The sequence below is a fragment of the Streptomyces tsukubensis genome, from assembly GCF_003932715.1.
GTDB lineage: Bacteria > Actinomycetota > Actinomycetes > Streptomycetales > Streptomycetaceae > Streptomyces > Streptomyces tsukubensis.
Window position 1 is genome coordinate 7,086,399 of record NZ_CP020700.1, and the last position, 26,300, is coordinate 7,112,698.

16 protein-coding genes and 1 pseudogene are annotated in these 26,300 nt (G+C 71.6%); 8 read left to right on the forward strand and 9 right to left on the reverse strand.

The features are described 5' to 3' along the window. Positions 1–87: 87 nt before the first annotated feature. Positions 88–1,473: a WD40 repeat domain-containing protein gene (locus B7R87_RS29555; RefSeq protein WP_006345346.1), complete on the reverse strand. Its 1,386-nt coding sequence runs from the start codon at positions 1,471–1,473 to the stop codon at positions 88–90. 349 nt (positions 1,474–1,822) lie between these two features. On the opposite strand from B7R87_RS29555, the gene B7R87_RS29560 reads away from it, so the two are divergent. After that, the gene (locus B7R87_RS29560; protein WP_040913166.1) at positions 1,823–2,755 is read left to right on the forward strand and encodes a S1 family peptidase; all 933 of its coding nucleotides are present in this window, start codon (positions 1,823–1,825) and stop codon (positions 2,753–2,755) included. A 372-nt stretch (positions 2,756–3,127) separates the two neighbouring features. On the opposite strand, the pseudogene B7R87_RS34450 reads toward B7R87_RS29560, so the two are convergent. The 3 genes and pseudogenes from B7R87_RS34450 to B7R87_RS34315 all read right to left on the reverse strand — a co-directional run. Next, positions 3,128–3,514, reverse strand: a pseudogene (locus B7R87_RS34450) (RHS repeat-associated core domain-containing protein); the annotation flags it as partial. Between the two features lie 245 nt (positions 3,515–3,759). After that, positions 3,760–5,187, reverse strand: a complete 1,428-nt coding sequence (locus B7R87_RS29570; RefSeq protein WP_130584750.1) for a sulfatase family protein — start codon at positions 5,185–5,187, stop codon at positions 3,760–3,762. 152 nt (positions 5,188–5,339) lie between these two features. Further along, positions 5,340–5,432, reverse strand: coding sequence for a putative leader peptide (locus B7R87_RS34315; RefSeq protein ID WP_332903363.1), 93 nt, complete (start codon positions 5,430–5,432; stop codon positions 5,340–5,342). A gap of 496 nt (positions 5,433–5,928) precedes the next feature. Between B7R87_RS34315 and B7R87_RS29575 the strand changes: the two genes are divergently transcribed. The 7 genes from B7R87_RS29575 to B7R87_RS29605 all read left to right on the forward strand — a co-directional run bounded on the left by B7R87_RS29575 (position 5,929) and on the right by B7R87_RS29605 (position 13,323). Beyond that, positions 5,929–6,771, forward strand: a complete 843-nt coding sequence (locus B7R87_RS29575; protein WP_006345343.1) for an SAM-dependent methyltransferase — start codon at positions 5,929–5,931, stop codon at positions 6,769–6,771. A 521-nt stretch (positions 6,772–7,292) separates the two neighbouring features. Further along, positions 7,293–7,766 carry an NUDIX hydrolase gene (locus tag B7R87_RS29580; protein WP_006345342.1) on the forward strand — a complete coding sequence of 158 codons (474 nt, stop codon included), beginning with the start codon at positions 7,293–7,295 and terminating at the stop codon, positions 7,764–7,766. A gap of 140 nt (positions 7,767–7,906) precedes the next feature. Next, positions 7,907–8,875 carry a Gfo/Idh/MocA family protein gene (locus B7R87_RS29585; protein ID WP_006345341.1) on the forward strand — a complete coding sequence of 323 codons (969 nt, stop codon included), beginning with the start codon at positions 7,907–7,909 and terminating at the stop codon, positions 8,873–8,875. Positions 8,876–8,908: 33 nt separating this feature from the next. Further along, on the forward strand, positions 8,909–10,198 hold the full coding sequence (locus B7R87_RS29590; protein WP_006345340.1) for a DegT/DnrJ/EryC1/StrS aminotransferase family protein: 1,290 nt from the start codon (positions 8,909–8,911) through the stop codon (positions 10,196–10,198). Continuing rightward, entirely contained in the window at positions 10,195–10,914 is a 720-nt protein-coding gene (locus B7R87_RS29595) for a methyltransferase (protein WP_040913163.1), read from the forward strand. Before B7R87_RS29590 ends, B7R87_RS29595 begins: the two co-directional genes overlap by 4 nt. A gap of 10 nt (positions 10,915–10,924) precedes the next feature. Continuing rightward, entirely contained in the window at positions 10,925–11,764 is an 840-nt protein-coding gene (hisN, locus tag B7R87_RS29600; RefSeq protein ID WP_006345338.1) for a histidinol-phosphatase, read from the forward strand. Further along, positions 11,758–13,323 (forward strand): carbamoyltransferase C-terminal domain-containing protein, encoded by a 1,566-nt coding sequence (locus B7R87_RS29605; protein ID WP_006345337.1) that lies wholly within the window; start codon positions 11,758–11,760, stop codon positions 13,321–13,323. The genes hisN and B7R87_RS29605 overlap by 7 nt, the downstream gene beginning before the upstream one ends. 121 nt (positions 13,324–13,444) lie before the next feature. Here the strand turns inward: B7R87_RS29605 and B7R87_RS29610 are convergent, their stop codons facing one another. The 5 genes from B7R87_RS29610 to B7R87_RS29630 are packed head-to-tail and all read right to left on the reverse strand — an operon-like array spanning position 13,445 to position 25,927. Further along, a complete protein-coding gene (locus B7R87_RS29610) occupies positions 13,445–14,839 on the reverse strand; it encodes a hypothetical protein (protein WP_006345336.1) in 1,395 nt (464 codons plus the stop codon). A gap of 34 nt (positions 14,840–14,873) precedes the next feature. Next, entirely contained in the window at positions 14,874–18,758 is a 3,885-nt protein-coding gene (locus tag B7R87_RS29615; RefSeq protein ID WP_006345335.1) for a hypothetical protein, read from the reverse strand. Continuing rightward, positions 18,755–21,175: a hypothetical protein gene (locus tag B7R87_RS29620; RefSeq protein WP_006345334.1), complete on the reverse strand. Its 2,421-nt coding sequence runs from the start codon at positions 21,173–21,175 to the stop codon at positions 18,755–18,757. Before B7R87_RS29620 ends, B7R87_RS29615 begins: the two co-directional genes overlap by 4 nt. A 55-nt stretch (positions 21,176–21,230) precedes the next feature. Then, a complete protein-coding gene (locus B7R87_RS29625; protein ID WP_006345333.1) occupies positions 21,231–25,244 on the reverse strand; it encodes a DUF6603 domain-containing protein in 4,014 nt (1,337 codons plus the stop codon). Between the two features lie 20 nt (positions 25,245–25,264). After that, positions 25,265–25,927, reverse strand: coding sequence for a ribosome-inactivating family protein (locus B7R87_RS29630; RefSeq protein WP_006345332.1), 663 nt, complete (start codon positions 25,925–25,927; stop codon positions 25,265–25,267). Positions 25,928–26,300: the final 373 nt, after the last annotated feature.

Sequence of the window (26,300 nt, forward strand, 5' to 3'; positions counted from 1 at the left end):
GGCTGCCGCGAACACCTCGTCGACCGAGCCGCCCACACCGGCATCGCCCTCGGAGCCGACGCCGCACCCCCGGCGCACGCGGCGGGTTCAGGGGAGGTCCGGGGGCAGGAAGTGCACTCCGACGGTCCCGTCCCGGTTCCCCGCGGCCAGCAGGGTGCTGCCGGGGGAGCAGAGGAGGGAGACGACGGGGGCCGTACAGTGCGTCAACGGCTCGCCGAGGGCCGCACCGGTTGCCGTGTGCCACACCCGTACCGTGCGGTCCGTGGTGCCGGCGGTCACCAGCAGCCGCCCGTCCGGGGTGAACACGGCGTGGCCGACGGGCCCGGTGTGGCCGGTCAGCGGACCTGCGGCCGGCCGTCCGGTGGCCGGGTTCCGGAGCAGTACGGTCCCGTCGTGTCCGGTGGTGGCGAGGGTCCGGCCGTCGGGGGAGACCACTGCCTGGGTGACGGGGCCGGTATGACCGGTCAGCGGCTTGCCCACGGGCCGGCCGGTGCCGGTGCTCCAGCGGCGCACCGTGCCGTCGCGGCCCCCGGTCACCAGCATCCGGCCGTCGTGCGAGAACGCCAGCGCGTCCGGGCCCGCCGCATCAGCCGGTATCGGGCCCGTGAGCGGCTGTCCGGTGACGGGGTGGTGGAGCCGTACGGTCCGGTCCTCCCCGGTGGTGGCGAGGGCACGGCCGTCGCGGGAGAAGAGAAGCCGGGTGACAGGGCCGGTATGACCCGGCAGCGGTGCACCGACCGGACGGCGGGTCGAGACGTTCCAGCGACGGACGGTTCCGTCGTTGCCCCCCGTCACCAGCATCCGGCCGTCGCGCGAGTACGCCAGGCACCGCACCCTGCCGTCATGGCCCGTCAGAGGGGAGCCCGCGGGCTCCCCGGACACGGGATCCCAGAACCGCACCGTAGGGTCCCATCCGGCGCTGACGAGCAGGGAGCCCGACGGGGCGAAGGCGAGGGCGGATACCGGACCCGTATGCCCCTGGAGCGGGGGTGTGACGGCCCGTCCGGTGCCGGGATCCCAGAGGCGTACGACCGGGTCCCAGCCGGCGGTCGCAAGCAGGGAGCCGGACGGTGTGAAGGCGAGGGAGCCGACGGCCCCGGAGTGCCTTCCGAACGACAGGGCGTACCAATGGGGTTCCCGTACGGAACCGACGGCGGCGGCCTTCGACGCGGGGAGGGTCCGGCAGGCGGCGCGCCACGGCCGGAGCGCGGGATCGTCGGCGGGCAGCAGTTCCCGGTGCCCGCCGCCGTGGAGCATCAGGGCCCGGACCAGGTCGACGACGAGTTCGGCGTCCAGGGCCCGCCGCCCGGTGAAGGCGTTGTCGAGAACGTTCGGGGTGAGGGTGTGGAGCCCGTGCCGGTGCGCTGCGCGCAGGACGGCCCGCGGCGGCGGCGAGCCCCGCTCGGCGCGCAAAGCTCTCAGCGCGGCGGCGAGTGCGGACAGAGGCTCGCCGGTGCCGTCGGCCGATCCCATGTGGTCCCCCGGTGCCGGTGCGTTCGGCCACCTTAGAACCTCGAAGGGGCCGGATCACCCACCGGTGCCGGTGGAGTCCGTACGAGGCTCGGCCTCCGCACCGTTCCCCGTCCCGGCCCCCGGTCTCCCGGCCGCGGCTCTCGGAGACCGGGCCGGTGCCATGGCCGGAAGAGAGCTATTGACACCGGTCCGCTCATGGGACGGTGGGTCCCGTACGGGAACGCGGTTCGGCGTCCTCGTACCGGCGCGTGCCCCTGTGCCGCGCCACGCCCCTCAGCACGTTGCGAACTCCGCGTTCTGATCGCTCAGTACTTCCTGATGCTTCTCGTCCTCACGGCTGGAGAACCTCATGGCACATGAGCGCACGCATCCCCGCAGACGGAGACCCGGACGGTGGCGGCTGTTCGCCGCGGTGACGGGGCTGTTGGCCGGGACGGTCCTCTTCGGTCCTGAGGCCGTGGCCCGCGACGGCTCCCCGACCGTGTTCAGCACCGCCCAGCTGACCTCGGCGGGCAGGGCCCTGGACGGGTCCGGGGTCACCGGCATCGCCTGGGCGGTCGACCGGAAGGCCGGCGTGGTGCAGGTGCTGGCGGACGACACCGTACGGGCGGCTCAGCTGGCGCAGCTCCGGAGTGCCGCCGGGCCGCTCGCGGACGCTCTGCGGGTGGAGCGCGCCCCGGGCCGGCTGGCCGAGCGCGGCCCGCTCGGCGGGGACGGGTTCCGGAGCAGTCTGGGGCCGTGCACCTTCGCGTTCAATGTCCGTATCGGCAGCGGCTGGTACGTGATCACGGCCGGGCACTGCATCCTCCGCGTCCAGTACATCTACGAACGGCGGGTGCCCTGGCCTCCGCCCGAGCCGCCGCTCGGCCAGGTCGTCCGTGTGGACTATCCGGGCAACGACTTCGGGCTCATCCGCTATCTCCAGCCTCCGCAGGACGCCCTGGGCAGCGTCAATCTCCACAACGGCACCGTCCAGGACATCACCACCGCGGGCGATCCGGCGCTCGGCCAGCCGGTCTGCTTCAGCGGCAGCACCAGCGGCCGGGGCTGCGGGCAGGTCACCGGTCTGAACTGGACGGTGAGCCTTGCCGGGGGTTCCGTCCACGGTCTGATCAGGACCAATATCTGTTCGGCCGCGGGCGACAGCGGAGGGCCGCTGTTCGCCGGGACCACCGGTCTGGGCATGGCCTCGGTCGGCAGCGGCTCCTGCGCCACGGGCGGGGTCACCTTCTTCCAGCCGCTCGGGGAGGCGCTCGCCACCTACGGCGCGACGGTCTACTGACCGGGAAGGCCGCCGGGTAACCGGTGGAGACGGCCGTCGTCCGGCACCGGCTGATGCGGCACCGGACGACGGCCCTTCCGTGGTCGGGGGCGGCTTCGGTCGGAAGCAGGGGGTGTTGCCCCAGGAGACAACTCCCCAGATGTAGACCCTGGCGTAAGCGCACCGCCTCTGCTTGATCGCCTGTGCTGCGTTTCGGGAGGCGTGATAGAGCATGCCGGCGAGAATCCGGCTGAAGGGAGGGGGAACGTTGTGGAGCACGACGCCGATGGCCGGTCTGAGCAGCAAGAGGGCCCGGGTGGCGTCCCTGTCGAAGCGTACGCCGATGCCGTGCCATTTCTTGCAGCAGAGCTTGATCCGGAACAGCCCCGTGGTGTCCGTATTGGTCACCGGGTTCTGGTCCGCGTAGTCATAGGCGTTCGCGCTGCCGTACAGGACCGGATCCGTCTGGAGGAAACGGCCCGCGGACGGCTGGTAGAGCCGTACACCCATCAGCAGTTGGCCGGTGGGGGTCTCCGAGGAGCGCAGTCGGGCGCCGTGCCAGCCGTAGCGGGTGGCGGAGCCCGCCGTGGCCGTACCGAATTCGTCGTACTCCCGCACCTCCGGCGCGGCCGTCCCGCTCAGCGGGAGCGCGACCGTGATGTCGCCGTGCAGATCGGAGAGGGTCAGCACGGTGTTGCCGGAGCCCGTGGTGAGGGCGCCGAGTTCACCGCTCGGGGCCGTGACATTGCGCAGTACGGCTCCGGTTGCCGTGTTCTCCACGGTCCAGCGCGGGTTGTCGCTGTCGTCGCCGTGGTGGTTGATCCGGGATCCGGAGCGCCGGACACGTTCGTGGCCGCCCGGCGGAGAGGTTCCCCGAGGCGGTACGGACGTGCCCGGCGCCCTCCTGAAGCAGCCGCAGCGGTGCGGTCACCATGGCCTACTGCCTCCCGCAGGTCGTTGGCAACGAGCGCACACTTCCCGGGCATTCAGCGCACGCACCGGGTCCGGTCGTGCAGCGGTGCCCGTCAGACGTACGGCAGGAGTCCCCGGTCGATCCGTTCCCACGCGGCCCTCAGCTCCGTCAGCAGCTCAGGCCGTACGGAGGCCTTGTCGGCCTGCTCGCGGACGTCCTCCGACAGACGGTAGAGGCGGTCCCTGCCGTCCTTGCCCCGGTAGTACTTCCACTCGCCCCGCCGCAGTGCCCGCTCGCCGCGGACCCGCCAGAACAGATCCCGCGCGGGCACCTCGGCGCCGTGCAGCAGATAGCCCTTGAGGCTGACGCCGTCGAGGGGGTACGCCGGATGGGGCCGCGCCCCGCCCACGTCCAGGAGGGTCGCCGTCCAGTCGGGGGAGTACACCGGAACCCCGCTGACCTGCCCGCCTTCGATCCGCGCGGGCCAGCGCAGTATCGACGGCACCCGGATTCCGCCGTCCAGGAGCGACCCCTTGTTGCCGCTGAGCGGCCAGTTGTACGAGAAGCGTTCGCCGCCGTTGTCGCTGGCGAAGAACACCAGGGTGTCCTCCTCCTGCCCGGACCGTTTCAGGGCGGCGAGCACCTTGCCGACCGAGCGGTCGAGATCCTCGACGAGCTGCCGGTACTTCGCGAGCGATCCCCCGTCCTGGTGCCACAGCGCCCGCCGGTCGCCCGCCTTGATCCGGCGGACGATCTCGGCACTGGTCTCCTCGTCTCCGTCCGCGATCCACGGCCAGTGCGGGGTGGTGAAGTTGAGGTTGAGGAGCCACGGGGTGCGGCCGTGGTCACGGCCCACGTACTCGACCGCCCGCTCGGTCAGGATGCGGGTGTAGTAGCGCAGGTCACGGTATTCGGCATCGCCTTCGTAGAGGTCGTACTCACCGCCGGAGCTCAGTTTGGAGTAGTACTCCAGCGCCCCGCCGAAGTTGCCGAAGAACTCCTCCCAGCCGGACCGGGTGGGGCTGTAGTCGGGCAGGTAGCCGCAGTGCCATTTGCCGATCAGCGCGGTCCGGTAGCCCGCGTCGCGCAGCAGGGAGGCAAGGGTGGGATGGGTGGGTTCGAGCCCCACCGAACGGTCCGCGATCGGCTCGGCGAGCCCGCCCTTCGTACGACCCGGATAGCGGCCGGTGTAGAGGCTGAAGCGGGTGGGCGAGCAGGTCGCGGAGCCGCTGTACGCGTCGGTGAACCGCACGCCCTGCCGGGCGAGCCGGTCCAGGTTCGGCGTACGGATCTCGGGGGCTCCGTAGGAGGACAGATCCGCCCAGCCCAGGTCGTCGCCCAGGATGAACAGGACGTTGGGGCGGCGGGCGCCCCGGCCGCGTGCCGGGGCGGCGCGGAACGGGCGCTCGGCGGGCAGGGTTCCGGCGCCGGCGGGCGAGGCGGCCGAGGCGTCCGTGGCGGACAGGCCGAGGGCCGCGACGGCCCCGGCGGCGGTACCGCCGAAGGCGCGCCGGGACGGAGAGGGGTCGAAAGAGGTCACGGGGGTGCTCCAGGGCAGGAGTGAAGGGCTCCGCGCGATGCGCGAAACACCGCACGCGGAGACGGAGAACCGGGGTTGCCGGGAGGGATGCGATCCGGGGCGTGCCGGATCAACCGGAAGGCCGCCGAGGCCTCAGGGCGCGGCGGGGTGCGTCAGACGCGACGACAGATGGCGCTCGCGACACGGACCAGGTCGACGTGGCGGCGCTCCACAAGACGGACCCGCAGGTCACCCAGTGGCTGCATGCCCGCAGACCCTTCCCGATGCGTCTCCTCCTGTCAACGCCCCGCCCACCACTCGGAACCCGGAGGCACCGTCCGGGCCGGTCCGTCCCTACCGGAGCCGTTTCCCCTTCCGCGGGCGGAGACGGACGGCCACGAGGTGCCCGAGGCCGGGCCGATGGTGCCGCGGCCGCCCGAGGCGTCCTGGACGGACTTCCTGACCTCCGGGACAATGGCCCCCATATACCCACCACCGGGGTCGGACCGCGGCACCCCGGTGCTCCCCGAACGGCCACCCGCACCGTCGCGACCTGCTGCGTCGTCGACCGACGGTGCCGCCTCCGTGGTGGAACCCTGCCGGCCACCGCGGACGGCAGCCCCCGGCCCCACCGTACGCAGACAGGGCATCGCGTGACCCCCGAAGCCCTCGGGCCGTTCACTCGGCGCAGTACGGCAGCCGGGCCCTTCACCGGCCCACACCCCCACATCCCCACACCCCCTCGCGTCCGGGAGAACCCTCATGACCGACGACTCGTCCCTGCACCACACCGCCCTGTCGTCCCCCGACAGCGGCCGACTGCCCGACGAAACGGCCGGGATCGCGGACGGCGCGACCGCCGACGGGAACATCCACGTCGGCTACTGGGACGGCGCCGCGGACGACCGCACGCTGGACCAGGCCACCGACCGGCTCACCGACCTCGTGGCCGGGCGGCTGGCCGCCGCACCCGGCAGGCATCTGCTGGACGTCGGCTGCGGAACCGGCCGGCCCGCTCTGCGGATCGCCCGGGCCACCGGCGCCCGGGTGTCGGGAATCTCCGTCAGCCACGAGGACATCGACCTCGCCCGCATCCGGGCGGACGCCGACGCGCTCGGCGACCGGGTGGACTTCCGGTACGCGGACGCCTGCGCACTGCCCTTCGAAGCCGCGTCCTTCGACGGTGCCTGGGCCATCGAGTCCATGATGCACATCCCCGACCGGGTCGCCGCCCTCTCCGAAATCGCCCGGACCCTGCGGCCCGGCAGCCCGCTGGTCGTCACCGATGTGCTGCTCCGGTCGCCGGTGACCGGGGACGCCGCGGACCTGGTCCGCCGGACGTGCCGGGCGTTCCGGTCCCCGTCCCTGCCCGAACCGGCAGAGCTCCGCAGTGCCCTCGACCGCGCCGGTCTGGAGCTGGTGGAGTTCAACGACATCGGAGAGCAGGTCCGGCGGACCTACCAGGCGTTCGCCGATGCCTTCGGGGACATCGCCCCCTCCGCCGACGAACGCCATCACGAGTTCTTCACCTTCACCCGCTCCCTGCCCCGGTTCGGCGCCCTCCCGCAGATCGGCTATGTCTTCCTGGTCGCCCGCCGTCCGTGAAAGAAAGACCCGGGGAGACTCTCCGGACACCAGGCGGGGAGACCCCCGCCGATCCGGCCAGCGTCAACGACCGCGACAGGGCCGGTAGTGGCAGGAAAGCGACCGTTTGGGGAGAGCACGATGAGGAGACTTCCCGTCCGCGGCGCGGGCATACCGGGACAGCAATGGCCTCCCCGTCCGTGCGGACTGCCCGAATACCCGCGCCCCTCCGCATCCACGGCACCCCACCGGCCTTCATTCATGACCATATGAATAAATGCCGGATCGGGGAGAAGTCGAGACGGCCGAAGTCCTACGCGAACCGGTGTTCACCCACGATGGCGGATGGTATTCCGGGCGAAAACGCGGGTACCTTGAACATCGCGGGCCGGTGATAATTCGGACCGCTTCCCTGCTGCCGTTCGAGATGTGCAGCCATGTCTGCATCTTGTATCCGGTGTGCGGTGCATTGAGTCTGTGTGCAGGTGAAATGAGGAAAAGAATGTCCCGCATGCGTCGACCGGACGCGGTGAACGGCTGATATGGCCGGGACGAGCGAACCCCGACTGGTGGTGGGCGCGCTGATCCGCGACCCGTACGACCGGATATTCGTCCAGCGCCGCGCGGCCGGCCGACGGCTCTTCCCCCACTGCTGGGACGTCGTCGGCGGAGCCGTGGAGGCGGGGGAGTCCCTTCTGGACGCACTCCACCGCGAGATAGCGGAGGAGACCGGATGGCGGCTGCGCCGCGTCCTCGCCCGGGTGGCGCACGAGGAGTGGACGGCGGACGGATTACGGCATATCGAGACGGACTACGTCGTCGAGGTGGACGGGGACCTCTCGTCACCCGCACTCGAACGGGACAAGCACACCGAGTTCGCCTGGATAGCCGCGGCAGACGTCTCACTGCTCGACGAGAACACGCGGCGCAGCGGGAGCACCTTCATCAAAGACACCGTGACCGCGGCGCACAACTGGCTCGCCGATGCCTCGGGGAAGAGAAACGGAACTCTCTGAACCGTCTGCGGCCAAGGACCGGCCGGGCCCCGCGCACCTCTCCCGGCCGCCTGCTCCATCCTCGAACGATGTTCTGTGAGGGGCCATTCCGGATGCCCGGTGACACATCGAAGAACAGTCGTCCCCGATCCCGAGTACTCGTGATCGGATTTGCCGGACATCAAGGGAAGGAGTATCTCCCGCTCCTTCGGGAGACCGCGGACGTCGTCGGCGGAGTCGACCCCGCCCCGACGGCCCCCGCAGTCGCCGCCGCATGGGGATTCCCCCATTATCGGACCCTCGGTGAGGCGCTCGAAAAGGCCGACTTCGACGCCGCATTGGTCACTGTGCCGCACAGCGAACACTTCCCTGTCTGTACGAAACTCCTGACGCACGGCATACATGTCATCAAGGAGAAGCCGTTCGCCGTCACGGAACAGGAAGCCCGGCAGCTGATACACCTGGCGCAACGGGCCGACCGCAGCGTCTTCACCCTGCTGCAACGGAACTTCAACCCGGTGTTCCGGTTCGCCCGGGAGAACCTCGCCCGGATCGGGGAGCCCTACTGGTTCTCCTACGACTACCACTTCAACCTGGCCCGCCCGACCGCGGGCTGGCGCGCCTCCAGAGAACAGGCCATGGGCGGTGTCCTCCTCGACATGGGCTACCACCTCATGGACGTGCTGAGCGGAATGTTCCCCGAACCCGCCCGCGTGCACTCCGCCTTCGTGCACCACTACCAGGAGATGCGGGATCGCCGGCTGGAGGATCTCGTCAGCCTCATGTGCAGCTACCCCTCCACGGGACTGGTGGGCTCACTGCGCATTTCACGCCACCACTACGAGAAGACCGAGCACCTCTGCGTACTCGGTACGGAGGGTGCGCTGAACGTCGCCCCCGGGGCCGCGGTCCTGCACTCCGTCGGCGGCCCGCCGCTGGAGCGCCACACCTGGGAAGGCCCCAAGACCGACACCGTACGTTCCATGATCACCCACCATCTGGGGCATCTGGACGACCGCGCCTACCGCCAGGACCACTTCCGGCGCCAACTCGCCGTCGTACGCACTATCGACCGGATCTACCGGGACCGGTCACGCGAGCGGAACGAACTCGCAGACCGCTGCGCCTGACCCCGAGCCCACCCGCGACCGCAGGAAGGACCTATGGCGACCGCCGAACGACTCGCCCTCCTCGGGGGCGCACCCGCCGTCGACCAGCCACTGCCGCACGAGATCTGGCCGCCCCCCGCCGACGAAGCGGAACTGGCCGAAATCGCCGGACAGCGGAACACCGACATCTCCATCAAGGGCAACAGCGGCCCCATCGGACGGCTGGAGACCGACTTCCTCGCCTTCCTCGACGGCGGAGCACGCTACGCCGTCACCTTCAACTCCGGTACCAGCGCCCTCCTCGCCGCCTACTTCGCACTCGGCGTACGCGACGGCGTGGACGTCGTCGGACCGGCGCTCACCTACCACGCGGCGCTGAGCCCCGTCTTCGCGCTCCGCGGTGACGTGGTCCTGGCCGATATCGACCCCGACACCCGGGGACTGGACCCCAAGGCCCTTCAAGCCGCGCTCACCGAACGCACCAAGGTCATCACCGTCGTCCACCAGTGGGGCCACCCCTGCGACATGGACGCGATCTCGCGGATCGCCGAACGGCACGGGCTGCGCGTTCTGGAGGACTGCTCCCACGCCCACGGCAGCCGCTACAAGGGCAAACCGGTCGGCACCTTCGGCGACGCCGCCGTCTTCTCCCTCCAGGCCAACAAGGCCGTCTACGCGGGGGAGGGCGGCATCCTCGTCACGAGCGACCCCCAGGTGCACGACCGCGCCACACTCCTCGGGCACTACCGGGACCGCTCCCGGGACACCGTCCTCGACGAGGACCTGCGCGCGCACTGGGTCACCGGCTTCGGCCTCAAACTCCGGATGTCGCCGTTCAACGCCATCGTCGCCCGGCACGCGCTCGCGGCCTTCCCGGCCCGCAAGGAGGCCCGGCACCGCTGTCTGCGCCACTTCGGGGACCAACTCGGTGACGTGCCCTATCTGGAGCCGGTGCAGGTCGCGGCCCATGTCGACATGGGCGCCTGGTACGGCTACAAGCCGCTCTACCGCCCCGAGGCACTGGGCGGCGTCCCCCGCTCCGTACTCGTCGAGGCGCTGCGCGCCGAAGGCCTGGAGGTGGGCGCCCCCTCCGGCCCCCGGCTGTCGACCCTGCCGCTCTACGCCCGCCCGGAGAACCCCCTCTTCCCCGGAGTGCCGAAGCGGGGCACCGCACCGGAGTCCGGCTCGCACGCCGCGTACGTCGAACAGCACGCGCTGTCGCTGCCCACCTTCACCGACTGGCCGAAGGACAGGGCCCTCATCGACCAGTACGCCGAGGCCTTCCGCAAGATCGGCCGCCACCGCGAAGCGCTCGTACGCTACGCGGCCGGCCCGTCCCGATGAGCCACACCACGAAAGAGGCGGAGACCATGACCTTCGAGGAGTCCCCCGAGACCGTGGCGCAAGCCCTGCAGCACGCCCTTCTGGGCGACGACCTGCCGGACTCCTTCACCCTGCTCGGACGGGAATGGGACCTGCACCGGGGCGTCTTCCCCGGCACCCTGAGCGCCGCCACGGAGGTCATGGCCTCCACCGTCCCCTATCCGAAGGGCGGCTCGTTCCTGGAGGTCGGCTGCGGTACGGGCGTCATCTCCGTGACCGCCGCGCTCCACGGCTGCGCCTCCGTGACCGCACTGGACATCAACGACAAGGCCGTGGCCAACACGATCGCCAACGCCGAGCGGCACGGTGTCGCCGACCGGGTACGCGTCCTCCACAGCGATATGTACACGGCGCTCGGTCCCGGCGACCGCTTCGACACCATCTTCTGGAACGTGCCCTGGACCTATGTGGAGGACGACTTCTCCCTCTCCACCGATCTGCACACCGCCGTCTTCGACCCCGGCTACCAGGGCCAGGCCAGATACATCACCGGCGCCCCCGAGCATCTGGCCGACGGCGGCAGACTCCTGCTGGGCACGGCCGACCTCGGGGACCGCGAACGGCTCGACGCCCTCGCCGACGGAGCCGGAATGCGGTGCGAACTGCTGCACCGTGTGCGCCGGATCGAAGAGGTACGCGTCATGGAGTACCACATCCTCGAACTGCACCCGAAGTGACGGGCCCGCCATGCCACCGCACGCCGATCTCGAACTGGCCCTGCAACTGGCCGATACCGCCGACAGCATCACCACCCGGCGTTTCCAAGCCCGTGACCTGCGGATCCGGGAGAAGCCCGACCGTACGCCGGTGACCGATGCGGACACCGCAGTCGAAGCAGCAGTACGCGAGGCACTGAGATCCGCCCGCCCGGACGACGCCTTCGCCGGAGAGGAGACCGGCGGGACCGTCACCGCAGGGCGCACCTGGATGGTCGACCCCATCGACGGCACCAAGAACTTCCTGCGCGGGATCCCGGTCTGGGCCACCCTGATCGCCCTGCTGGAGGACGGCCGGCCCACCGTCGGGGTGATCAGCGCCCCCGCCCTGCACAGCCGCTGGTGGGCGGCGGCCGGAAGCGGCGCCCGGCTGCGGCGCGGGCCCGCCGACAGCACCCCCCTGCCCCTGCGGGTCTCCGGCGCCACCCGCCTCGACCACGCCTATCTGTCCACCACCAGCACCCGCACCTGGGACGTCTTCCACTCGTCCGCCGCCTATCTGCGCCTGGCCGCAGCGTGCTGGGAGGACCGTGCCTTCGGGGACTTCCTCCAGCACTGCATGGTGGCCGAGGGCACCCTCGACATCGCGGCCGAACCGGTCGTGAACCCCTGGGACATCACCGCCGTCCAGATCCTCGTCGAGGAAGCGGGCGGAGTCTGCACCGATCTCCTGGGCGCCCCGCCCCGAAGCGGCACCGGCGCCCTCTCCGCCAACCCGCTGCTGCACCGGCTCGCCCTGCAAGAACTGTCGGACCGGCAATCCACAGACCGGCAATCCACAGAGAAACGGAGAAACGGACCACCATGCTGATTCTCTCCCTCAAGGAAGGCCATGACGGGGCGATAGCGGCCGTCGACGACGGAAGGCTGCTGTTCTCCCTGGAAGCGGAGAAGGACTCGTTCATCCGCTACAGCGGCCTGACCGCCGAGGTGTTCGCCGTGGCGGCGGAGCGGCTGGACCGGCAACCCGACGTCATCGCGATGAGCGGCTGGATCAAGGGCACCCAGGCCACCGACCAACCCGCGCGCGCCGGGTACTACGGTGTGGGCGGTTCCGCGATCTCGGACGAGGCCGGCCGGTTCTTCGGGAAGAACGTGCGCGTCTTCTCCTCCACCCATGAGCGTTCCCACATCATGACGTCCTACGGAATGTCGGCATTCCGGCGGGACCAGCCCTTCTACAGCCTGGTGTGGGAGGGGAACATCGGCTCGTTCTACCGTATCGACGAGCACGGGGAGGTGACCCATCTCAAGGAGGTGCTCAACCACCCGGGCAACAAGTACTCCTACGGCTTCGCCCTCGCCGACCCCGGCTACAGTCCCCACGAGGAGTTCGTCCGCTTCCAGGACGCGGGCAAGCAGATGGCCCTGGCGGGCTTCGCCGGAAGGGGACCGGCGACCCCGGAGGAGCAGAAGGCCGTCGACTTCATCCTCGGCCAGAGAACGGTCATCACCGGCGGGCTGAAGAACCGGATGACCGATTCCCCGTTCCACAACATCGGCGTGGAATCGGAGGCGTACAAGAGTCTCGCCGCCCGTCTGTCGGACGCCATCTTCGACCGGTTCCACGCCTACGCCCGGGAGCAGCTGACGGAGGGCCTCCCGCTGCTGATCTCGGGAGGCTGCGGACTCAACTGCGAGTGGAACCGCCGCTGGCGGGAGTGCGGGCTCTTCCCCGCGGTGTTCGTCCCGCCGTGCCCCAACGACAGCGGCTCCGCGATCGGGACCGCCATCGACGCCCAGCACTTCTACACCGGATCGGCGGACCTGGACTGGGACGTCTACGCGGGCGGCGCATTCGTCGAGGACATGGAGTTCGACCCGCAGCGCTACGACGTCCGGCCGCTGGCCCACGGCGAGGTCGCCCGCTACCTCCGTGACGGGAACATCATCGGCTGGGCGCAGGGCCGCTGGGAGATCGGCCCCCGTGCGCTCGGGAACCGGTCGATCCTGGCCGCCCCCTTCACCGAGGAGACGACGGTCAGGCTCAACAGGATCAAACAGCGCGAGAGCTACCGCCCCATCGCCCCGATCTGTCTGGAACAGGACGCGGGCCGATGGTTCGGCGGCGGCGTCCCCGACCCCTACATGCTGTACTTCAGCGAGGTCCGGTCAGGCGATCTGCGGGCGGTGACCCACGTCGACGGTACGGCCCGCACCCAGACCGTCGACCCGGCGGCGAACCCGGGAGTGGCCCGGCTGCTCACCGCCTTCGGCGAGCTGACCGGATTCAGCGTCCTCTGCAACACCTCCCTCAACTACTCGGGGCGCGGGTTCATCAACCGCACCAGCGATCTGATCGCGTACGGCGAACTCCATGGCCTGGATGGTTATGTCGTCAATGACACGTTCGTCACCCTGCGGCGGTAAGGTGCCCGCCGCAGGGACGGCGTTCGGGGCGGCGTTCGGGACGGAAGGAGGATCGGCGCGGGCGCCCTCGGGGGCGCCCGGCCCGCGGCCGTGTCGCCCGGCCGTCGTCGCGCGGCTGTGGTCAGTCGCGCGAGATACGCCAGTAGGACTCGGTCACCCGGTCGCCCGGTTCCCATACGTACGGGATGCGGCGGTCGCTGTCCTTCTCGTACGTGCTGGCGTAGAGGTAGCCGCCGTAGTGGGTGTTGTACAGCCCGATCTGGTCCCGGTCGGAGAGCACCCCGTAGTTGTTGATCTTTATGTCCTTGGTGACGTACAGACGCTCGTGGATGGTCACATCGCACTCCGCGAGCACTTCGACGTTGCTGTTGAGGGAGATTTTCTCGCCGTACGGGCCCCGCAGCTCCCGGATCCGCACGTAGTGGTCGCTGCTCACCGCCTCGACCTGTCCGTAGGCGTTCAGGCTGTCACGGGCGTTGAGGACTCCGTTGGCGTTCAGGGTGCCGGCGACGTCCAGACCGCCTTCCACCTCGACACTGTTCCGCGCGGTCAGACGGCCGCCCACCGTGAGACTGCTCCTTGCCTCGGTGGAGCCGCTGACCGTCAGGGCGTTCCCGATCCCGGCCGAGCCGTCGACGGTGAGGGAGGACTTCAGCGACGCGTCCCCGTGGACCTCCAGGGTGGAGAGGGCGTCGACGTCGCCCCGGACGGTCAGCGCGGCGAGGGTCGGGTCCGGCACGGTGAGGGTGAGGGTGGCGTACTGGTACACCGGGTCGAAACCGCTTCCGCCCGCGCTCGACGCCATGGACCCCTCCAGCGTGAAGGTGGTGTCCAGGGTGAGGGAGCCCGGCGCGAGGGTGAAGAACGTTTCGGGGCCGTCGTGGACCAGGTTGCCGTCCCCGTCGAAGAGCCGGAAGTCGGAGCCGTTGCTCTCCCAGGAGAGATAGACGCTGCTTCCGGCGCGGAACCGCGTCTTCGGAGCGCTCGCACTCGCGTCGTCGCGGGCCAGGAAGGTGTGCAGATAGAACACGGGCGGGGTGACGGGCAGGGGGAGGACCTGCCGCCTCGTGAGGTAGTCCTCGGGGTCGGACGAGGTGTCGGAGTGCTCCGCGAGGTGGTAGTCGAGCATGCCGGTGGCGGAGCTGAGCGGCCCGCTGAGGCCGAAGTGCACGGTGCCGTCGATCGGAGCGCTGTCGTCGCCCGCGTAACGGAAGATGGCCCGGTAGAAGAGGGCGTCAGTGGCGAGACCGATGTGCTTCCCGGACACCTGGACCATCGAGCCGAGGGCCCACTCGCTGCTGTCCGTGGAGAACTTCGGCCCTTCGGTGAAGTACGCGCCCCCGCTCTGCGCGTCGCCCGGCACCGCGATCTGGATCCAGTCGCAGTAGACGTCGTCCCGGTCCGCCGTGACGGCGACGTTGATACGGCCCTGGGTCGCGGTCTCCGGGGTGCTCGCCTGGAGCGGGGTCGGACTGGTGGAGAGACGGTAGCTGAGCAGGGGGAGCTGATCGGACATGGCGTGCCTCCTGATACGTCTGCTGGAGGGGTGGTTACTGCTGCTCGGTGCCGGGTTCGGGTTCGGGCTCGGGTTCAGGAGCGGGTTCGGCTTCGGCTTCGGGTTCGGTGAGGAGACGGAGCAGACCGTCTTCGAGTACGGGGGGACGGTCCGGGAACGCCGCGTTCGGTGGCGCGGGGGCCAGGTCGTACGGCGTCCAGGAGCCGCCCGGCGGCGGGGGCGGGCGCAGCCATGACCAGGTGCCGTGCCGGGTACTGGGCTGCGGGAACGTCAGTGCGCCGCCCTCACCGCCGCCCCCGAGGACCGGGCCGAAGCGGAAGACGGCCCCGAGCCGCCGGAGCGCGCCGTCGACGTGCTGCTGCGGGACGGTGACGGAGACCGCCGGGGTGATACCGCTGACGGCGTGGACGCTCGCGCGCGGGTCCATGAGCAGGAGCAGCCCGGTGGGCTCGGCGTCACCGAAAGTCAGGGCCACGTAGTTCGGTGTCGGGGCGTTCGATGTCGGGGCGTTCGATGTCCGGGCGTTGGGGGGCCGCGCCGGGTCGGGCGCGCCGGGCGGGCCGATGCGGACGACGAGGTTCTGGTCTGCGTCGGGAGCGGTGACGCTGTCGAACCGTTCGTAGTCGTAACCCCCGCCGGACGCGGTCCGGTAGTAGCCGATGAGTCCGTCGTCGCGGGCGGCCTGGTCACCGAGCCGTACCGCGAACGTGTCGGCGGTGAACGCGGACGGCGGTGGCCGGAGGGTCGCCGCCCAGCCGGTGTCGGACCGGGGCGGGCCGTCGAGAGACAGCCGCAGCCGGGCCCGGACCAGGGCCAGCGGCCGTCCGACGAGGACGGACAGGGTCTGGTCCGTACGGTCGCCGAGGGGGTCGGTCGTCCACAGCGTCGAGTCGATGACGTCCAGGAACGCGCTGAGGTTGGCCTCGTCGGAGAGGGCGCGGGAGCGCAGCAGACCGGCGACGGTCGGGGCGAGCGCCTCGACCTGCGCAAGGGAGGTGACCGTGCCGTCGGGCGGGGGCTCCCACTGGCCGGTGCGGGTGCCGGTGGCGTTGGTGAGGAGCCGGTACGTGCCGAGGAAGCGGCCGGTCGGGCCGTACAGCAGCAGACTGCGGTCGAGGTGGTCGGGGAGCAGCCAGCCGGTGACGGGGTCGGGGTCGGCGGCCGTCTCCACCACCCGGGTGCCGGTGGCTGCGTCGAGGAGGTCGAAGTCGAGCCGGGCGGGCTGGAGGGGGCGCGGGGGCAGTTGGGCGACGGCGGCGACGGTCGGGGCGAGTGAGGACTCGGTGGTGAGGGCGGTGTCGACGATCAGCGGGAAGTTGCGGTAGTCGTGCAGGCCGCCGGTCGCCAGATCGGAGCTGACGACATCGAGGACGCGGCCGAACTTGTCGTAGAGGAAGAGCTCTTCGAGGTGGATCTGGCCCTGCCGGGTCTCGTGGAACGTTCCGCTCTCCCCGCCGGGGAGGTACGGGACGCTGGTGACCCGGCCCCGGTAGCGTTCGGGCAGGGCGTCGTCGCCTGCCGCGTCGGGGTAGCCGGCGAGGCCCGCGACCTCGGGAAAGTGCCGGTCCTGGGCGGTGGGGCGGCGGAAGGCGCGGGTGTCACGGGCCGCGAGGCGGTCGTTGAACCCGGTGAGTTCCTGGGCGAGGATCCCCCAGTCGCCGACGGCCGACAGCCAGGCGGGGAGCCGGTCGCGCTGGTCGGCGGAGCCGTGCCGGGAGACGAACTCCTTCAGCCGGGCGGCGAACAGCGCGCGGGGGTGCGGGCCGAGTTCGGAGACGCCCTTGACGACGACCGGTTTCGGGGTGGGTGCCGTACCCGGGACATAGCGGTAGTCGGTGCCGTCGAAGGCCCAGCAGCTCTGTCCGCCGGTGGTGTGCGGGATGTGGTGGTAGACGGTCTTCCACTCCATGAACAGCGGCTCCCAGGGCTGGACCCAGGGGGCCGTGCCCAGCGCGGGCAGGGTGCCGGTGAAGTCGCCCGGCCGGTGTGCGGCGAGGACGGCGAGGACGTCGGCCTCCGGCAGTCCGCAGACGGCGGCGAGGGCGGTGGCGTTGCCGGGGTCGAGCAGAAAGTACTCGGTGAGCAGCCCGGCGATTTCGCCCGGCAGTGAGCCGGGGCCGGGGAGTGCGGGCATCGGCCCCTGCCCGGGTGAGGCGGTGACGGTCCTGCCGTCGACCGTGACGGCGCCGACGAGCGGGGTCGGGGTGTCGTCGGTGAGCGGCCGGACGGGTACGGGCGTGTCGGTGACGGTGGTGTCGGCCGGGGGCAGGATCCCGGACACGCTGACCACGGGGTTGACGCCGTGCCAGTACGAAGGCCGGGGAACGGCCTTGAGGACGGCGCCGTCCGGCAGCCCCCTGGCCCGGCCGAAGGCGCTGATCCCGGCGAGGAGCGCGTCATGGGCGCCGGTGTGCGGTGCGGACCGGTCCGGCTGGGGGACCAGGCCGGTGAGGGCGCGGGCGGCGGCGGTCCTCGCCCGTACGGTATGTGCGAGGGAGCCCTCGCGGGTGGGGTCGAGTTCCGCCTGGATGTCGTCCTGGTCGGGCGCGTGGGCGGGCGGCGGGTCCAGGATGCCGAGCAGACCGTTCTTCAGCCAGAGGGAGTTGAGCCGCCACTGCAGTGCGTGCACCTCGCCGAGCAGGCCGTCCAGCCGGTGCTGGTCGTCGTTGAGGGTGGTCAGCCAGCCGGGTGGGGTGAAGGGCTCGGGTGGCCTTCCCCCGGCCGTTCCCTCGGCCGCAGGGTCGGCGGGCGGCGGTGTCACCGTCCAGCGGTAGCCGCCCGCCGACGCGCCGAACGACGCGGCGTGCACGGCCCTGCGTACCCGCTCGTCGCCGCCCTTCTCGTCGGCGACGGGCAGCAGGTCGTGCAGGAAGGCGCGCAGGAGTTGCAGATCGGTGGCGGTCGGCCGGGCGCCGGTGGCCTGGAGCGCGTGCCCGGCGAGGGCGGTGAAGGCGTCCTCGGTGGTGGTGCCGATGGCGACATTGAGCGCGCCGCTGTCCCTGACGGTGTGGAGCGGGTCGGGGGAGGGGGCGCCGGTGGCCGCCGGGTCCCACGGGACGGACAGGGCCAGGCCCTGGTAGAGGCTGCGGACCGTGGGGGCGAGGTCGGCGTCGAGGACGGGATTGCCGGTGAGGCGCGGATCCCGCCAGCCGAGCCGGTCGAGCTGGTCGGCGTAGGAGCTGCCGGGTGGCAGGGCGGCGAGGACGTCGGCGGCGGGGTCGGAGTACCAGCCGACGACCTGGTATCCGAGGGTGTCGGGACCGGGGACGTCGGACAGGTCGTCGAGGAACGAGAAGACATTGGTGTTGTGCGGGACGTACGTGGTGAAGTGCGGGTCGCCCGCGTCCATGGCGGTGAGGAACAGCGGGTCCCGGGGGGCCCGTTCCGTCCAGGGCGTGTCGTCGCCGTGCGGAAAGGCCAGTCCGATGGCCGCCTGGTGGGCCTTGGAGGTCCTGGCGTTGCGGTACGGGTCGGGGCTCGCCGACCAGGCGCCGAGGGTGTCGCCGGTGACCAGATAGGGGCTGGAGTGCTCCAGGGGGTGGCCCTGCTGCCGGGCGTACGGGGTGTGGGGGCAGTCGCTTTCGACGACCCAGGCCCTGACCCGGCGGGTGCCGGTGCCGCTGAAGCGGGTGACGAGCCACCGGTTGGGTACGAGCGGATAGTCGACCTCGCCGGTAGCCGGGTCCTCCACGCCGTGGCGCAGGCCCCGGGGAAGCGTCCAGTGCAGATGCACCCCGGTGTGGCTGAAGAGGGGGTCGTCGGTCTGCCGGTCCCCCTCGTCGGGTTCGGGGCTCATGTAGTCGTTGAGGGCGAGGTAGTTCCGGCGCCAGGAACGGAAGCCGTCCCGGCGCAGTACGGCCGGTGACACCACGAGGGCGTCGAGGGCGACCGGTACGACGAGGGCGGGGCGCGTACTCATCCCCGGTCTCCTTCCCGGGCTTCTTGGGCTGCTCGGGCTGCTCGGGCTTCCCGGGCGGGGAACCGGTCGCCGTCCGGGCCGTCGAACCGGATCGCCTCGGGCACCTTGACCAGCTGGAGGGCGAGGTCGGCGGGGCCGAACGGCCCGAGCGCGGTGCCGTGCGCGGTGTTCAGCGCGGCGGACAGCGCGGGCACGAGCGAACCGAGGTCCAGAACCCGGACGGCGGGGTCGGCGGACGGGCGGAGATGGTCCAGGACCCTGAAGGTGAGGTCCGGGCCGAGCTGCTCACCGAGCGGCAGCCGCGGACCGGTGTCCGGCGCCGTCATGCTGCGCAGCGGGATCAGACCGTCGTCCTCGACTCCGAAGCGGAAGCCTTCCTGGGGCGCGGCGAGTTCGAGGGTGGCGGGCACCCCGTTGAACAGGCAGAGCAGCACGGTGGGGGAGAGGTGGTCCATCCGCAGCACCGGCAGCGGCCGGCCGTCGGCGCCGACGGCGCGCACGGCGAGGTTGGGCCAACCGGAGACCAAGGCCGAGCGCAGCAGCAGACCGCCGACGGGACCGAGGACGGCGGGCGTATCGTCCGGGGGACCGGCCCGTACCCCGCGGTCGACGTCCCGTCGGGCCGCCGCCGACTCCGCCGCCTTCCTCCGTACGACATCGGCCACCACCTGGTCCTGGAGGGTGTCCCGGCTCGACTGGGCGCCGATTCCCAGCGCCCCGCCCACCAGGGCGGCCGTCCAGTTCGGGTCGGTGTGGAAGAAGCGGAGCGACTCCGGCGGCAGCATGCGCCCGTCGGGTACGAGATGGCCGAACGGCACCGCCCCGAGCAGCACGAGACCTCCCAGCCAGTCCACCACCGGGGCCAGACGCTCCTTGAGGCCCTCGTCCTCGTCCAGGGCCCGGGTGACGGCCGCGCGGGCGGCGTCGGACCGCAGGAAGGCGTCCAGGTCCCCGCTCGGATCGTCCGGCGCGGGCTCCGGCGCGGGCGGCGACCAGGCGCCTGCGGGGCGGGCCGGGGTCGCGCCCAGGGTGGTGAGCAACGGCCCGTCGAGGAGTGCCGCGAAGGCCGCACGGGCGGTGTGCGGCCGCTCCTCGTCGCCGTCCGGCGGCAGATGGCCGCTGGTGGCCCGGTGGTAGAGGGTGTCGGCCAGCCCGTGGGCGGCGCGTTTGAAGGCGGTGAGCTGCCGGACGTACGCGGAGTCGGCGAGCGCGAGCGCCCGGCCCGTCTCGAACGCTGTCGCGAGCGACACGTCGAAGCTGCCCCAGGCGGGGTCGTAGCCGAGCAGGGAATCGGCGGTGCCGGCGGAGGCCACCCGGTCGACCGCCGCGGGCAGTACGGGCGTCAGCGGCCCCCGGTACCAGCCGAAGGTGCGCTCGCCCGACCGGATCCGGTACGGCAGCGGCACATAGCCGGCGCCGATCCGCCGGGCCACCTGCCGCCGGGCCTCCGGGGTGCCGTCGGTGTCCCGGTACGGGGACGGCAGCCGCAGCCACATCTCGTCCCGGGTCGCCGCCCGCGAACGGTCCGGGCTGCGGGTGAGCCCTTCGGCGAGGTCACGGAAGTGCGCCCCGGCGTCGGGGTGGGCCCAGAACGTCCAGCGGCACAGGGACAGCAGCGCGACCGACGTACGGCCCCGGAAGTCCGGGTCCGGTCTCAGGAGCGGTTCGTGGCCCTCCAGGGAGACCAGATGGACGATGTTCTTGGTACGCGCCTCCGGGGGTGATCCGGGCGGTGCGGCGGCCGGGAAGCGGCCCGCGACGACGACGGAGAACAGTCCGTCCTCCTCGATGCCGAGGATCGGCCGGTCCCCGGTGTTGGCGCCCCGGCAGTGCGCCAGATACCGCAGTTCGTCCAGCCGGGGAACCACCTGGCGGAAGACGGCGGTGGGGATCCGGACCGTCTCGCACGGATCGTCCGGCCCGATGTCCGCCTCCGGGGACAGCGCGGGCTTGAGCACGTCCGGGTCGGCGGCGAGGAACCCGCCCACCGTGGTCGGCTCGGAGCGGGCCGGGGTGGTCGTGCCCCCGGCGATCTGGTCGTCGGTGAGGACCAGCAGCGCCAGCCACGGAGTGGTGCGGTCCGCTCCGCGCAGCGGGCGCTCCCACGGCAGCAGCGGGTCGCCGAGCACGACGTGCGGCAGCACTTCGGCGAACCGGCCGTCGGCGGAGTCCGGCGGCTGCCGGGCGAGCACCGCCGAGGCGTCGACGGCCACTTGGGGGGCGCGTACCGTGAACCGCTGTACGGCCCGGAACGGACCGCCGACGGTTCCCGCGCCCCCGTCGGGGCCGGTGCGCAGGGTGTGGGTGGCCTCGATCCGGTAGTCGCCCGCGGGCAGGGCGGGCAGATAGTGGTCGTGCAGTTCGACGTCCCCGACGGGGATGGTGTCGCGGGCGGGGTGCTGCGGGCTCGGGCTCACGTAAAGCTCCCTCGGTCCTGGGGCGGGGTCGGGCGCGGCGGCCTGGGACCGGAGATCAGTCCCGGGGCGGGTTCCGGACCAGCGGGGCCCGGCTGTAGAGGTGGGCGGCCCCCGCGGCCAGCCCGGCCAGCGTGTCCGCCGGGCCGCTGAACAGACCGGCGTCGGTGAGCGCCGCGCACAGCTGATCGCGCCCGGTGCGGGCCGTACCCCGGTCGATGCCCCCGATCCGGTCCACGGAGGAGTCGTCGGGTACGCAGAGGTGGCCGCGGTCGGGAACGGGCGACGAGGGCAGCGGGGCGAGGCCGGGCGGGATCTCGTCCTCGGTGTACTCGCCGAGCGGGAAGACCCCGCGCGAGGCGGCCAGTACGGGCCGGGGCGCCCGGAGGTCGTAGCCGACGGGCCGGCCGGGGAGCACCTCGGCGCCGGGCGCGTCCGGGGTGTGGCTGAAAGGACTCGGCGGGGCACCCCACAGGGCGGCGGGAACGTTGTGGGTGCGGGCGGTCGCCGTCCAGCCGTCCAGTGCCGCAGGCGCGCCCTCGTAGTACAGCTCCAGACGGTGCTCCCCGACCAGGCCGGTGTGGTCCATGGGCCTGATGTCGACCGCGGGCCCGTCCTCGGGGCCGGGCGGCGACAGTGGGGCGTCGCCCAGGCGGAGATGGCTGGCGGGCACCGCGGACTGGGTGAAGAACCGCAGGTCACGGGCGCGGGCGTACCAGACCTTACCGCTGCTGCCGGGCTCCCCGGCGGTGTCTGTGGTGGCAGCGGTGTCCGGGGTGGTGTTGTCCACGCCGTTCACCGGGGCGATGCTGACGACGTCCGCCGGTTCCGGCAGCATGTCCGCGAACTCGTCCCAGCCGAGCGGCTCGGTGTCCGCTCCGGAGGGCCCGGGGCCGAAGCTGATCGTCTTGGAGAAGGTCAGGAAGTGCGCGGTCACCGAACCGCCGGTCGGCGGCCCCCACAGCTCCAGATCGGCGCCGACGGTCACGCTGATGGTCTTGTGCAGGATCCCGATGTTGACCTGGTAGGAGGCGCCGATGCTCACCGAGACCCGGGCGGTGAAGAAGAAGGGCCGCCAGGACAGCAGGACATCCGCCTGCGCGGTGAACCACGCCCGGAAGTCCCCCGCGTGGAAGACGATGCTCAGCCGTCCTCCGGCCATCGCGCACGACGGGGTCACGGCGAGATACGTCTGTGCGGTGATCGTCAGGTTGTCGCTGACGGCCCAGTCGATGCCGAGGCGCGGTACGTCGGGGTAGTCGGCGGGGCGCCGGAACGACGGATGGTAGCCGCCGAGGGTGACCACGAACTGTCCCGCGTTCGGATGGTCGCCGAACCAGACCGAGGCGGCGAAACCGCCGGTGAGATGGCAGGCGGGAGTCAGGACGTACGACACCGGGGCCAGCTGTGCGGCCAGTTCGAAGCTCCCGGTGAGGGGCCGGACGACCGCTTCGAGCCCCAGCTCGGCGTAGACGTACGTACGGGTGGCGGACTCGGCGGGCATCGGCAGCTGGAGGGTCGCGATCCCCAGCACGGCGAGCGCCGTCTCCCGCCCGAACTCGGCGGCCAGCAGCACCTTGGCGTTCACCACCTCGGCGACGGTGAACTCGACGCCCAGGGCCAGCCAGTACGAGCCCTGGCGCGGGGCGATCCACTCCCGCAGCGGTCCTCCGGGCACCGCGGCCCGGCGCCCCTCCAGAACGTCGAGGACGGCGGACGGCCGGGGATCGGCGTCCGGTCCCTGCTTGTTCAGCACCAGCAGCGGGAAGCCGGACACCTCCCGGGCGCTCGGCAGGACGAGTTCCCGGTTGAAGCCGAACCCGGCCATCAGACCGGTGACCAGGATCGGCGGCGCCGCCACCAGGGGCGCTTCGAGCTGGGCGAAGACGAACAGCGACGGCTGTCCGGAGGTCAGCTGGGCGTACGAGCCGACGGCCGCCAGGGAGAAGTCCGGTACGGCGATGGTCGCGGTGCCGTCGAACTGGAACGCCACTCCCTTCTCCAGCCGGTCGTCGGGGAGGTGCAGCAGCGCGCCTGCGATCTCGACCGGAGGAGAGACATAGCCGACGCCGAGGCCGTCGAGACGGAAGACGGGGGCGAATCGTTCCAGCGACGAGCCGACGGCAAGCCCGTCCAGCGAGAGCGCCAGCGGTCCGAGCTGCACCCCGGCGTCGAGGCCGAAGAGCAGCACATTGTGCTGGTACATCACCCCGATGCGGTTGATCTGGAGGACCCCGAGCTGCTTCTGGACGTCGAACCAGACACCGCTGGAGGCCGGGGTGCCCGGCGTGGCGGGCGTGCTGGAGGCGGCGGGCGTATCCGGCGCGGTGGGCGCGGAGCGGCCGGAGGCGGCCGGGCCTGCGGGCAGACCGAGGGCGACGGGTGTCCGCTCCGTGCCGATGCGGAGGTCGGCCAGGGCGGCCGGTCCGGCCTTCAGCCCGCCCCCGGGTAACTCCACCACCCCGGCCTGCGCGAGCAGCGCATTGGCGGCTCCGGCCGCGGCGGTGTCGAACACCCCGGACGCGTAGAGGACCTGGAGGTTGTCGACGGCGAGTTCGCCGCCCGCCCCGGCGAGGAATCCGCCGACGAGCGGAAGCCCGCTCAGATCGACCGACGCCGACAGATCGACCCCGACGCAGAACACGGCCGGGCCGTTCGCCGGTGCGACCCGTACGAACTTGGCCTCCTGGAGCCCGATGCGCAGGCTCTCCGGGACATCGGAGGCGAGGTCGGCGGAGAAATGCGCGACCAGGTCCCGCAGCGCGACCCGGGCGTCGCCGTCGGCGGAGTGAAAGGTGGCGACGAGGAGACCGGTGCCGGTCCTCTCCTCGTCGAAGACGACGTCGAAGGAGAGGTCGCCGACGGCCAGCCGGCCGCCGTAGTGGATCGCGGCGTCGTCCCGGGTGACGGTCAGCGCGAGGGAGGCGGTGATCCCGTCCGCGATCGCGATCCGCCCCCGGCAGAGGAAGTCGAAGACCTTGGTGCCGGTGGTGTGGGAGAGCCGGAGTGCGGTGAGTTCCAGAGAGCGGAGGGGGCCGGGGACATCGGGCAGCCGCAGGGCGTCGATCACCTCGCCCACGCCGATCTCCCCGGCCGCGAGCCCGCCGCTGAAGGCCCAGCCGCCCTGCGCGCCGCCGGTCTGCGAGGCGGACAGTTCGATGTCGATGGAGTGGCCGATCGACACCGTGCCGCCGATCCGGGCGACGAACTTGCGGGCGGGATCGTAGTACAGGGCCACGGAGAGGGCGGTGAGCGCGAACGGGCCGATGCCCCAGTCACCGGTGGCCTTCATCCGGACCAGGAACGCCCTGCCGAGACTCGCGGTGAACGACAGTTCGCTGACGGCCGGGGCCGCGGGCACCTCGCCCACGGGCAGCCCGAACGACTCCAGCAGGGTCCGGACGCCGAGCGGCTCGCCGTCCCGCAGCCGGCCGGTGACCCGCAGATCGGGCAGCCACACCGAGATCTCCAGCGCGAGGGCCTTGATGTCGAGCGCGGCGACGACCGCCATGGACGTCACTTCGCGGCCGGCCGGTACGGCACCGTCCTTCGGGGCCAGCCGGAAGTCGAATCCGGCGACGTCGCGGGCGGCGAAGTCGAGCGCGCGCAGCCCCTGCCGGGCGCTCTCCCACACCGACGCGTCGCTGAGCCTTTCCCCCAGTTCGTCCAGCGCGTCCGCGAAGGCCCCCCGCTGCCGTGGGCGTACGGCGGCGGTGAGGCGACCGTCCTCTCCCTCGGCCACGGTGCACACCACCGCGACGGAGTCGAACGCCCCGCTGAGCACCAGGGCGACGGAGCCGTCCGCCGCCACGGTCACCGTCACGCCGGTCACCGCGAGCGTCACCCGCCCGCCGACGGGCCAGACGGTGGACGCGCAGCTCAGGCCGAAGGTCAGCGTGGTGTGCCCCGGGTCGGTCCGCGGCACCTGCGAACCGGCCGTGCCCCGGCAGACACCGTCCGGGAAGGTGCCCAGCATGTCGGTGAGTTGCGGGGGCAGCACGGTGTCCGTGGTGCGCAGTACGGGAGACTCCCCCAGGCTCGTCAGGTGCGCTTCCAGGGCATCGAGATCCATCGGAACCCTCCCGTCGTCGGCTACTGGTGCAGAGCGCCGTTCCCCATGATCTGTCCGGCTTCGGCCGGCCCCACCTCGCGTCCGGCGTACTGAAGGCCGGGTTTCGTCCCGCGGACCACGGCCGAGAGGTCGTCCCACTTCTTGACCGCTTCGTTGAAGTACATGGTCTCCGTGCCGTCCGGCCTCGGCAGCCGGGTGTACTGGGACCAGAGTTCCGGCCATGCGGTGAGGAAGCTCTCGCAGAAACCGCCGAACCGGGCCATCTCCGCCGTCATGATGATGAGCCGGTGAAACGCCTCCTCGGCCTTTCCGGGTGCTCCCGATCCGGTCCTCACCACTTTGTCCACATGGTTGTAGAGGGTTTCCAGGTCGGTGATCAGATGGAACCCTCCGATATCGAAGTCCGGGGCGGCCTCGGAGTAATTCGATGAAACACGCTGATCCGTCCGGACGGGCACCGGTTGCTCGGGTGCGACCTGACTTCCGCGGGCGGCGAGATACCGTTCCGCGGTGCCGACGTGCCCGATCGACCAGCCCTGGACGTACAGATTCCGCTTCAGGACGTAGACCCGGACCGCCTTGGCCCCGTAGTCCAGTTCGAAATCGACCCGGACGAACCGCGCATCGGGATTCGGTGGGGTTCCGATGTTCGGGTTGAAGTGGTCGCGCAGAAACCGAATCATCGCGCGAAATGCGGCGGCATCCGATTCATAAGTCGCCGCATAGGCATGAGTGTCCCCGTTCGCCATGACCATTCAGCGGCCCCCCGCCGGATTCCCCATTGCCGTGGACCGCCACAGTCTCGCTGCTGCCCGGAGGGATGCGCAACCCTGCGACGGGCCGGTCGGCGGCGGAATTCCCCACGGCTGATCCGGAAGTCGAGACGTGTGCCGAAGGAGTCTTATGAGACCTGATGGGCCGGGGCGAATTCAGTTGAGTCGCGGTGCGGGTGGCGTCTATGCTGCGGCACCCGCAGGCCGCCGCCCCGACCGGCGGCGGTGCCGGGCGCGCGTGGTGAACGGGCCCGGCGACGGCCGGGGGCAGCGCGAGGTCCGG

Excerpts from the sequence above, each read along its gene's own strand:
- B7R87_RS29595 (WP_040913163.1), top strand. The coding sequence starts at position 10,195 with ATGAGCCACACCACGAAAGAGGCGGAGACCATGACCTTCGAGGAGTCC.
- B7R87_RS34315 (WP_332903363.1), bottom strand. The coding sequence starts at position 5,432 with ATGCAGCCACTGGGTGACCTGCGGGTCCGTCTTGTGGAGCGCCGCCAC.
- B7R87_RS29615 (WP_006345335.1), bottom strand. The coding sequence starts at position 18,758 with ATGAGTACGCGCCCCGCCCTCGTCGTACCGGTCGCCCTCGACGCCCTC.
- B7R87_RS29580 (WP_006345342.1), top strand. The coding sequence starts at position 7,293 with ATGGCCGGGACGAGCGAACCCCGACTGGTGGTGGGCGCGCTGATCCGC.
- B7R87_RS29560 (WP_040913166.1), top strand. The coding sequence starts at position 1,823 with ATGGCACATGAGCGCACGCATCCCCGCAGACGGAGACCCGGACGGTGG.
- B7R87_RS29610 (WP_006345336.1), bottom strand. The coding sequence starts at position 14,839 with ATGTCCGATCAGCTCCCCCTGCTCAGCTACCGTCTCTCCACCAGTCCG.
- B7R87_RS29625 (WP_006345333.1), bottom strand. The coding sequence starts at position 25,244 with ATGGATCTCGATGCCCTGGAAGCGCACCTGACGAGCCTGGGGGAGTCT.
- B7R87_RS29630 (WP_006345332.1), bottom strand. The coding sequence starts at position 25,927 with ATGATTCGGTTTCTGCGCGACCACTTCAACCCGAACATCGGAACCCCA.
- B7R87_RS29555 (WP_006345346.1), bottom strand. The coding sequence starts at position 1,473 with ATGGGATCGGCCGACGGCACCGGCGAGCCTCTGTCCGCACTCGCCGCC.
- hisN (WP_006345338.1), top strand. The coding sequence starts at position 10,925 with ATGCCACCGCACGCCGATCTCGAACTGGCCCTGCAACTGGCCGATACC.
- B7R87_RS29590 (WP_006345340.1), top strand. The coding sequence starts at position 8,909 with ATGGCGACCGCCGAACGACTCGCCCTCCTCGGGGGCGCACCCGCCGTC.
- B7R87_RS29575 (WP_006345343.1), top strand. The coding sequence starts at position 5,929 with ATGACCGACGACTCGTCCCTGCACCACACCGCCCTGTCGTCCCCCGAC.
- B7R87_RS29605 (WP_006345337.1), top strand. The coding sequence starts at position 11,758 with ATGCTGATTCTCTCCCTCAAGGAAGGCCATGACGGGGCGATAGCGGCC.